This window comes from Polaromonas glacialis (assembly GCF_000709345.1).
GTDB lineage: Bacteria > Pseudomonadota > Gammaproteobacteria > Burkholderiales > Burkholderiaceae_C > Polaromonas > Polaromonas glacialis.
In genome coordinates, this window is sequence record NZ_KL448323.1 from 3,055,731 (window position 1) to 3,066,505 (window position 10,775).

Annotated in this window: 5 protein-coding genes; all 5 read left to right on the forward strand. The window is 66.7% G+C overall.

Going from position 1 to position 10,775, the window contains the following annotated elements; all coding sequences use genetic code 11:
* Positions 1-218: 218 nt before the first annotated feature.
* The gene (locus EC86_RS0114985; protein ID WP_084181374.1) at positions 219-2,168 is read left to right on the forward strand and encodes a PEP/pyruvate-binding domain-containing protein; all 1,950 of its coding nucleotides are present in this window, start codon (positions 219-221) and stop codon (positions 2,166-2,168) included.
* Positions 2,169-2,270: 102 nt separating this feature from the next.
* A complete protein-coding gene (locus EC86_RS0114990; RefSeq protein ID WP_029526531.1) occupies positions 2,271-3,518 on the forward strand; it encodes a CaiB/BaiF CoA transferase family protein in 1,248 nt (415 codons plus the stop codon).
* Complete coding sequence (locus EC86_RS0114995) at positions 3,519-4,250, forward strand: alpha/beta fold hydrolase (RefSeq protein ID WP_029526532.1); 732 nt, start codon at positions 3,519-3,521, stop codon at positions 4,248-4,250. It abuts the gene before it with no gap.
* Between the two features lie 376 nt (positions 4,251-4,626).
* Positions 4,627-10,026, forward strand: a complete 5,400-nt coding sequence (locus tag EC86_RS0115000) for an autotransporter-associated beta strand repeat-containing protein (RefSeq protein ID WP_051675944.1) — start codon at positions 4,627-4,629, stop codon at positions 10,024-10,026.
* Between the two features lie 404 nt (positions 10,027-10,430).
* Positions 10,431-10,775 (forward strand): helix-turn-helix domain-containing protein (locus EC86_RS29945; RefSeq protein ID WP_232229904.1); only part of this gene is annotated, 345 nt, incomplete at its 3' end.

Below are 10,775 nucleotides of genomic sequence, written 5' to 3' on the forward strand. Positions count from 1 at the left end.
CCACCCAAAGCCAAAGAACAGAAACCGCAAGCGTTAATAGCTACGTATTTTTAAGTAAAAATGCTATTTCCGCACGACTGGCTTGCATTTATAGCTATTAATTAAGTAGCAAAATGCTGCATGACCGGCAACAGGCTGCGATGTAGTGCTGATTGAAAGCCGCCAAGGTTCGCCCTAAACTGCGCTTTTGCTTTCACCCAAGCGAAGCCATCCACGCCATGAAATCCGCCATCCCGCTCTTGCTGCTGCTGGCCGGGCTGTGCATGACGACTGGCGTGCATGCCCAGCCAGTGCCGCATGCCAGCCAGGCGCCAGTCCGCGCGCCCGATTCGCTGCCCGCGCTGCGCAGCCAGTCCGAATTCGATGCGCTGGCCCGTGTCCACAACCCGGGAAGCGCGATGGCGCTGCCGCATGTGATGTTTGCCATCGACCGGCTGCCGACGCCGGCGCGCATGCACTACCTCAACACGCCGCGCTTTGGCCTGCACGAGCATTTTGTCCGCCAGGCCGGCCTGATGCCGCGCGCCGACGAGCAGGCCATCAAAAGCAACTACCTGCGGCCAGACCGCCGCTTCCTGTTCGGCACGGTCAGCTGGCAGCCGGACATTGCTTCATTCACCTACGAATTCTGGGAAGGCGACCAGCTGACCGAGCCGCTGCTGCGCCAGGCCGACCAGCTGCTCAAGGCCAGCTTTTTCGCGCCGCTCCAGCTCAAGACCAGCTCGACGCTGCACGAGCGCCTCGCGCAGAAGATGGGCCTGGCCTTCGTGACCCAGGAAGCGCTGATTCGGCACCAGCCCTTCATGGCGCTCAACCCGGGCACGGCCACCGGCCGGCTGCGCATCGTGGAGAAAGCCGACGACACGGACACGCTGCGGCCCGACGACATTGCCGTGCTCCGGCAGGTTCCGCTGAGCCTTCCGCCCGTCGCCGGCGTGCTGACCGAGCGCGCATCGACCGTGCTGTCGCATGTCAATCTGCTGGCCAAGGGCTGGGGCATTCCGAATGCCTATCTGCGTGACGCGGCCGGCCTGCTGCGCCCACATGAAGGGCAATGGGTCGAACTGAAGGTGACGGCGTCGGGCTACCAGCTGCGCCGGCTGGCGGAGCCGGAAATTGCAGCCTGGCAGCAGCGCCAAACAAAGTTGAGCCGTCAAGGAATTGCACAAACCGCCAAGCCTGATCTGGTGGAGACCCGCCTGTGGCCGCTGGTCGCCCTGCGGCCCCGGCACAGCGCGCAATGCGGCGCCAAGGCGGCCAACCTGGGCGCCTTGCAGGTCGCGGGTATTCCGGGCACGTTTGTTCCTGACGGCTTCTGCATCCCCTTTTCGCATTACGACCGCTTCATGCGCGCCCATCATCTGGCCGACCGGGTGGCGCGCATGCAGCAGCTGCCGGGCTTCAGGACCGACCCGAAAATCCGCAAGGAGGCGCTGGCCAGTCTGCGCGGCGACATCGTCCAGTGGCCGGTTGACAGGGCGATGGCCGCCGAATGGCAGGCGCGCTGGCAAAGCCAGCTGGGCGGCCAGGGCGTGTTCGTGCGCAGCTCGTCCAATTCCGAGGATTTGCCGGGCTTCAACGGCGCCGGGCTCTACACCACCGTGCCAAACGTGCTGACCGGCGAGGCGCTGGAGCGCGCGGTGAAAACCGTCTGGGCATCGGTGTTCAACTTTGAAGCCTGGGAAGCGCGCAGCGCGGCGCACTTTCGCACCGACGCGGTGATGATGGGCGTTTTCGTCCAGGCCGCCATCGACGCCGCCAACGCCGGCGTGATGATCACCCGCGACCCGTTCACCGCCACCGGATGGCATGTCACCTACATCTCGGCCAAGCGCGGCATCGGCATCCGGGTGGTCGAGGGCCAGCGCGTGGCCGAGCAGGTCATGTATTCGAGCTGGTCCAAGGCCATCCAGGTGCTCAGCCGATCGGCCGACAACACCGCGCTGCAGCTGGACGCGGGCGGCGGCGTGAAGGAAGTCCCGGTCGAGGTCGGCCGCGTCGTGCTGAACGACGCGCTGGTCTTGCGCCTGGCCGGCGTCGGCGCGGCCGTCAAGCAGCTGTTTGGCGGCGTGGACCAGGACATCGAATGGGCCACGGTGGGCGGGCGCATCGCGCTGCTGCAGGCGCGGCCCTATGTGGACCGGAGCACGGTGCCGCCCAGGCCGTGAACTTTACAGTCAAAAAGGCCGTTTGCGCTTGCCTCCAAAGCGTTCACAGCTATCAAAAAAATAGCTTGTCAATTTGCCTTGATACGCAGGCAAAATAAGGCCATGAACTCTCTCCAAGGCATCCGCATTCTCGATTTGTCCCGCGTCCTCGCGGGCCCGTGGTGTACCCAGACGCTGGCCGACCTGGGGGCCGACGTCATCAAGATCGAGCGCCCCGGCAGTGGCGACGACACCCGCACCTGGGGGCCGCCCTTCCTGAAAAACGACGACGGCGCGGAAACGCATGAAGCCGCCTATTACCTGGGCGCCAACCGCAACAAGCGTTCGGTGACCTGCGACATTGCCCGGCCCGCCGGCCAGGCGCTGATCCGCGAACTGGTCCTGCACTGCGACGTGTTCGTCGAGAACTTCAAGGTCGGCGACATGGCGCGCTACGGCCTCGACTACGCGTCGCTGAAGGCCTTGAACCCGCGCCTGGTGTACTGCTCGGTCACCGGTTTCGGCCAGAACGGGCCTTATGCCGAGCGCGCCGGCTACGACTACGCCATCCAGGGCATGGGCGGGCTGATGAGCGTGACCGGCGAGCGTGACGACCTGGGCGGCGGGCCGCAAAAAGTCGGTGTCGCCGTGGCCGATTTGATGACCGGCATGTACGCCACCGTCGGCATTCTGGCCGCGCTGCGCCATGCCGAGAAGACCGGCGAAGGCCAGCAGGTGGACATGGCACTGCTCGACACGCAGGTTGCCATGCTGGCCAACCTGGGCGCCAACTACCTGGTCAGCGGCAAGGTGCCGCATCGCGTCGGCAATGCGCACCAGAACATCGTTCCCTACCAGGTGTTCGAAGTCGCGCCCGCGCCCGACGGCAGCAAGGACCACCTCATCCTGGCGGTGGGCAACGACTCCCAGTACCTCAAGTTCTGCCAGGTTGCCAACATTCCCGAACTCGGCGTGAACCCGCTGTTCGCCCGCAACCGCGACCGGGTGCAGAACCGCGCCCAGCTGGTGCCGATTCTGGAAAGCGTCATGAAGCTGCGCACCAAAGCCGACTGGCTGGCCGCGCTGGAGGCGGCCAAGGTGCCGTGCGGCGCGATCAACAACCTGGCCGAGGTGTTTGCCGACCCGCAGATCGCCGCGCGCGACATGGTCACGCACTGGCAGCATCCGTTCAAGAACGATCTGCGGCTGGTGTCCAGCCCGATCAAGCTCAGCGCCACGCCGGTGCGCGAACCCGGCCGGGGCGGCCTGCCGCCGCCGCTGCTGGGCCAGCACACCGACGAAGTGCTGCGCGAGGTGCTGAACTATTCTGAAGCGCAACTGCTGGAACTGAAAAACACACAGGTGACTTGAATGGCCAACTTTGTCCTGGTGCATGGCGCGTGGCACGGCGGCTGGTGCTGGCAGCGCGTGACAAAGGCGCTGCAACAGCAGGGCCACCGCGTGCATGCGGTCACGCTGACCGGCCTGGGCGAGCGCGCGCACCTGCTGTCGCCCGCCATCACGCTCGACACGCACATCGACGACGTGCTCAAGCTGATCGAGGCCGAAGAATTGCTGGACGTGGTGCTCGCCGTGCATTCCTACGCCGGCATGATCGGCACGGCGGTGGCCGACCGGCTGGATCAGCGCCTCAAGCACCTGGTGTATGTCGATGCGGTGCTGCCCAAGCCCGGCGAAAGCTGGAGCAGCACGCAATCAAGCGCCACCCAGCAGCAGCGCTTGGCCGCTGCCCAGGCGTCGCGGCATTTCAGCTTTCCGCCGCCCGACCCGGAGGTCTTCGGCTTGACAGACGCTGACCGCGAATGGGTCGGGCGCCGCCAGACGCCGCACCCCGGCAACACCTACCAGGCGCCGCTGCAGTTCGACGCGCAGCGCGTCGCCGCCGTGCCGCGCACCTTTGTCAGCTGCACGCAGCCCGCGCTGGCGACGATCGAGCCGAGCCGATTGCGCGCCCGTGACCCGCTGTTCTGGAATGGCGCCTGGCTGCCCAAGGCGCAGTATGTCGAGCTTCAAACCGGCCATGACCCGATGGTCAGCGAGCCTGCGGCCCTGGTTCGGATCCTGCTCGGCTGCAGCGCCTGAACAGGCTATCGCCTTTCAAAAAGCCGGCCCGGCGCATCCCCGGCTGACGGCTGCCGCCGTTACATATTCAATCGTTGCGGCCAGCAGCCCGAGGCCGGGTGGACGCCCCTGGCCTTCGCCCGACAGCAGCCGCAACCGCCCCCACCTCAAGGCGAAGCACAAATTCCAGGCCGGGGGATTAGTCCAAGCGGCTCATTGCAACTGTCACCAGCGGTTTCAATAATTGCATCCATCGCTAGAAGTAGCGGGATGAAAAATCATGAAGAAAACGTTCCCTGACTCGACACGCGCCAGCCGCCCGCCCCACGGGTTTTGAAGCGTCGAGGCAGCGCAACGTGATGAAGACTTCGCCTTCAACGACTGAAAGGTCCGCACCATGAATCAAATTTACAGCCTCGTTCTGAACCATTCCACCGGCGCCTGCCAGGCCGTGTCCGAGGTGGCCAAAGGCAGCCGCAAGGCGGTATCGGCCACCGGCGGCGAAACCGGCGCGCCGCGCAGGACACGCCTGGCCAGCGCCTGCCTGATCGCGCTGGCGACCCTGGCGGGCACCAGCGCCTGGGCGCAGGACACCTCCGGAACCATCACCGGCACCCCGGGCGCGAACGGCGCGAATGGCCTCTTTACTGGCGTGAATGGCGCGGCAGGCTCCGCCGCCGTGCAGGCAAGCGGCAACGGCACCCACTCCGGCGTGCTCACGGGCGGCGGCGGCGGCACCGGCGGTTCGGGCTTGCTGCGTGGCGGAAGCGGGGGAAGCGGCGGCGCCGGCCTGAGCAGTGCGGTCGATGGCGTGGTGCTGTACAACACCGGAAGCATTCGGGGCGGCCAGGGCGGCACAGGCGGCAGCGGTGCCACACGCGGCGCGGGGGGTGCCGGGGGCACCGGCGTGCTGCTGGCCGCGCCGGGCACGCTCCTCAATGAGGGAAGCATTGAGGGCGGGCGCGGCGGCGGCCCGGGCCTGATTGGCTCTGGCAACCCGGCCACGTCAGCCGGCGGCGTGGGCGTGACAGCCACCGGCGGCGCCTCCATCGAAAACGGCGGCACCGTGCGCGGCGGCCTGTCGGGCGATGGCCTGAGCCGTGCCGACGCCATTCGCTTCACGGGCAACAACAACTGGCTCGGGCTGCTTTCCACGTCGGTCATCGAAGGCAATGTGGTGGGCAGCGCCTCCGGCGACACGCTGGGACTGTCCGGCAGCACCGACGCCAGCTTCGACACCGCGCTGATCGGCCCGTCCGGCCAGTACAGGGGCTTTGCCGGATTCCAGAAAATCGACACCAGCACCTGGACGCTGACCGGCGCCACCACGGCGCTCACGCCCTGGCAGATCCTTTCCGGCACGCTGGCCGTCTCGTCGGACGCGAGCCTTGGCGACGCAGCCGGCGTGCTGACCCTGGACGGCGGCACGCTGCGCAGCACGGCCGACATCGCTACCAGCCGCGCCATGGTTCTGGGTGATGGCGGCACACTGCAGACCGATGCCGGCACCACGTACACGGCCAATGGCGTGATATCGGGCCTCGGAGGACTCACCAAGGCCGGAGAAGGCACGCTCATTTTTACGGCCGACAACGCCTACACCGGCGGCACAGCCATCACCGCAGGCACGCTGGAACTGGGCAACGGCGGAACCAGCAGCTACATCGCAGGCGATGTGGTCAATAACGGAAGACTGGTGTTCAATAGTTCCGATGCCGTCCTTTTCGAAGGCGCAATCTCAGGCAGCGGCAGCATGGTGCAGCGCGGAACCGGAACCACAACGTTTGCAGCAGACAACACCTACACCGGCGGCACGGCCATCACTGCAGGCACGCTGGAACTGGGCAATGGCGGGACGATCGGCGCCATCGTCGGCGACGTGGCCAACAATGGAACGCTGGCGTTCAACCGCTCTGATGCCACTGTATTCAACGGCGCGATCTCGGGCACTGGCAGCGTGCAGCAGCGCGGCACTGGCACGACGACGCTCACGGGCTCCAACACCTACACCGGCGGCACGACGATCACCGCAGGCACGCTGGCGCTGGGCAACGGCGGAACGACCGGCGCCATCGCCGGCGACGTGGCCAACAATGGAACGCTGGCGTTCAACCGGTCTGATGCCACTGTATTCAACGGCGCAATCTCGGGCAACGGCAGCGTGCAGCAGCGCGGCACCGGCACGACGACGCTCACGGGTTTGAGCACCTACACCGGCGGCACGACGATCACTGCAGGCACGCTGGCGCTGGGCAACGGCGGAACGACCGGCGCCATCGCCGGCGATGTCGCCAACAATGGAACGCTGGCGTTCAACCGTTCCGACGCCAGCGTCTTTGGCGGCGCGATCTCGGGCACCGGCAGCGTGCAGCAGCGCGGCACCGGCACGACGACGCTCACGGGTTTGAGCACCTACACCGGCGGCACGACGATCACTGCAGGCACGCTGGCGCTGGGCAACGGCGGAACGACCGGCGCCATCGCCGGCGACGTGGCCAACAATGGAACGCTGGCGTTCAACCGCGCCGATGCCAGCATCTTTGGCGGCGCGATCTCGGGCACCGGAAGCGTGCAGCAGCGCGGCACCGGCACGACGACGCTCACGGGTTTGAGCACCTACCCCGGCGGCACGACGATCACTGCAGGCACGCTGGCGCTGGGCAACGGCGGAACGACCGGCGCCATCGCCGGCGACGTGGCCAACAATGGAACGCTGGCGTTCAACCGGTCTGATGCCACTGTATTCAACGGCGCAATCTCGGGCAACGGCAGCGTGCAGCAGCGCGGCACCGGCACGACGACGCTCACGGGTTTGAGCACCTACACCGGCGGCACGACGATCACTGCAGGCACGCTGGCGCTGGGCAACGGCGGAACGACCGGCGCCATCGCCGGCGATGTCGCCAACAATGGAACGCTGGCGTTCAACCGTTCCGACGCCAGCGTCTTTGGCGGCGCGATCTCGGGCACCGGCAGCGTGCAGCAGCGCGGCACCGGCACGACGACGCTCACGGGTTTGAGCACCTACACCGGCGGCACGACGATCACCGCAGGCACGCTGGCGCTGGGCAACGGCGGAACGACCGGCGCCATCGCCGGCGACGTGGCCAACAATGGAACGCTGGCGTTCAACCGCGCCGATGCCAGCATCTTTGGCGGCGCGATCTCGGGCACCGGAAGCGTGCAGCAGCGCGGCACCGGCACGACGACGCTCACGGGCTTGAGCACCTACACCGGCGGCACGACGATCACTGCAGGCACGCTGGCGCTGGGCAACGGCGGAACGACCGGCGCCATCGCCGGCGATGTCGCCAACAATGGAACGCTGGCGTTCAACCGTTCCGACGCCAGCGTCTTTGGCGGCGCGATCTCGGGCACCGGCAGCGTGCAGCAGCGCGGCACCGGCACGACGACGCTCACGGGTTTGAGCACCTACACCGGCGGCACGACGATCACTGCAGGCACGCTGGCGCTGGGCAACGGCGGAACGACCGGCGCCATCGCCGGCGACGTGGCCAACAATGGAACGCTGGCGTTCAACCGCGCCGATGCCAGCATCTTTGGCGGCGCGATCTCGGGCACCGGAAGCGTGCAGCAGCGCGGCACCGGCACGACGACGCTCACGGGTTTGAGCACCTACACCGGCGGCACGACGATCACCGCAGGCACGCTGGCACTGGGCAACGGCGGAACGACCGGCGCCATCGCCGGCGATGTCGCCAACGGCGGAACGCTGGCGTTCAACCGCTCTGATGCCACTGTATTCAACGGCGCAATCTCGGGCACCGGCAGCGTGCAGCAGCGCGGCACCGGCACGACGACGCTCACGGGTTTGAGCACCTACACCGGCGGCACGACGATCACCGCAGGCACGCTGGCACTGGGCAACGGCGGAACGACCGGCGCCATCGCCGGCGATGTGGCCAACAATGGAACGCTGGCGTTCAACCGCTCCGACGCCAGCGTTTTTGGCGGCGCGATCTCGGGCACCGGCAGCGTGCAGCAGCGCGGCACGGGAACCACCACGCTTTCGGGCGTGAATACCTATTCGGGCGGCACCTCCGTGCAGGCCGGAACACTGGCTGGCAGCGCTGCCAGCTTTGGCAGCGGCGCCATTGCCAACAACGCCGCGCTGGTGATTCACCAGGCGAGCGACGGTGTACTGAACAACGTCCTGTCCGGCTCGGGGCGCGTTACCAAGACAGGCGCAGGCGCACTGGCACTCGGCGGCAACAGCGCGGCCTTTGCAGGCAGCACGCAGGTGGCCGCCGGGACGCTGGCGGTCAACGGCTCGCTGGGCGGTTCGCTGACCGTGGGCAACGGCGCCACGCTGGCCGGCACCGGCTCGGTCGGCAACACCGTGATGCAGTCCGGCGCGGCCGTCGCACCGGGCGGCAACGCCATCGGCACGCTGAACGTGGCCGGCAACCTCACGCTGGCGCAAGGCTCCGCCTACCGGCTGAACGCTGCGTCCGATGGCCGCAGCGACCAGTTGCGCGTGAACGGCGTGGCCACGCTGCAGGGCGGCGGCGTGTCGGTGCTGGCCAGCGGAAACTTCCAGCCGAGCACCAGCTATTCCATCCTTGCGGCCAACGGCGGCGTGTCAGGGCAGTTCGGCGCCGCGACCACCGACATGGCCTTTCTCGAACCCTTCCTGACCTACAGCCCCCAGAATGTGACGCTGCGCCTGCAGCGCAACGACGTGCGCTTCCAGGACATTGCGCAAACGCCCAACCAGCGCGCGGCGGCGGACGCGGTTGCCGCACTGGGCAGCGGCCCGCTGTACACCCCTGTCGTGCAGCTGAGCGCCGCCGATGCCCGGTCTGCCTTCGACAGCCTTTCCGGCGAAGTGCATGCATCGTTGAAGTCGGCGGCTTTTGAAGACAGCCGCTTCGTGCGCGACGCCAGCCTGCGCCGCCTGCGCGAGGCCTTCGACACGCCAGCCGCCACGGCCGCCGACGGCGCCGCAGCATCCGGCAGCGGCGGGTGGGTGCAGGCCTTTGGCTCGTGGGGCAGCAGCGACGCAGACGGCAACGCGTCGTCCGTCGAGCGGTCCACCCGAGGCATCTTGCTGGGTGCGGACACCCGCGTGGACGACGACTGGCGCCTGGGCGTGCTCGGCGGCTACAGCCACAGCCGTGTGACGCTTGATGACCGCCCTTCGTGGGCAAAAAGCGACACCTACCATGTCGGCGTCTATGGCGGCAAGCAATGGGGCCAGCTTGGGCTGCGCGCCGGCGCGACCTACAGCACGGGCGAGGCCGATACCCGCCGGGATGTTGCGTTTCCGGGATTCAGCGGCCAGACCGCTGCGAAGTACGATGTCAAGACCACCCAGGCCTTTGGCGAACTGGGCTGGAAGATGCCCACGGCGAACGGTTCACTCGAACCCTTTGCCGGCCTGGCGCATGTCAGGCTGAGCACCGATGGCTTCACCGAAGCCGGCGGCGTTGCCGCGCTCAGCGGCGCCAGCAGCAGCACGCACGTCACCTACAGCACGCTGGGCCTGCGCGGCAGCACCAGCGCCGGCATGCCGGGCAACCAGACGCGCCTTCGCGGACTGGTCGGCTGGCGCCATGCTTTTGGCGACGCGGCGCCGACCTCCACCCTGGCACTGGCGGGCCAGCCCGGCTTTGCCGTGGCAGGCGTTCCGATCGCAAAGAACGCGCTGGTGCTGGAAGGCGGCATCGACTTTGCTGTCAGCCGCAACCTGACGCTGGGCGTTTCCTACGTCGGCCAGGCCGCCAGCCAGCTGAGCGACCATGGCATCAAGGCGTCACTGCTCTGGAAATTCTGAACGCCTGCATGCCCCGGCCCTGGCTTTCAGGCCGCCGGGGCACGCAGATGAGTAACCAAAAAGGCACTTTGCGCAACAGACACGGGTGTTTTCAGCTATATAAAAGATAGCATGCAGTCAAAGTTTGCGCATCTGGCAGTGTTTGCTACGGAATTTATAGCTGCTCGTGCTTGCCAGGCGAGCGCAAGAGGCATATTTGATGTAAATAATTGCTGCTGCTAACGCCTGCGGTTTGATTGCTGCGTTTTCTGTTTTCTGCTTATATTGTTGGGCTTTGGGTGGGTTCTTCGGTGGTTTGAGGGGTGAGCGCCTTCCCGGCGGGGGGTAACTTTCTTTTCTGGCAAAAAAGAAAGTCACGGCGGATTCAAATCGCAAGTGCAACACTACGAATCCGGAGGAGTTGCATGACAAGAACCTATCAACAATTGAATGCTGAAGAGCGCGGCGTGGTGATGGCCATGAAGCTGCAGTTCTGCAGCATGCGCTCGATTGCCAGTGCACTGGGCAGAGCGCCGAGCACGATCTCGCGCGAGCTGCGCCGCAATGAGTGGCAAAGCGAAGCCGGGCAATGCGTCATGGGTCGCCCCCGCATCGCTGGCGGCTATGACGCAAAGCGCGCCGGCAAGCGGGCCAGACGGGTGCGCCGCGAAGCCTGGCCGTCGCGCAAACTCCACCACACTGGTCTCCTGTGGGCCGAGGTCAGGGCGCTGCTGGAACTGAAGTGCTCGCCCGAGCAGATCGCTGCCAAA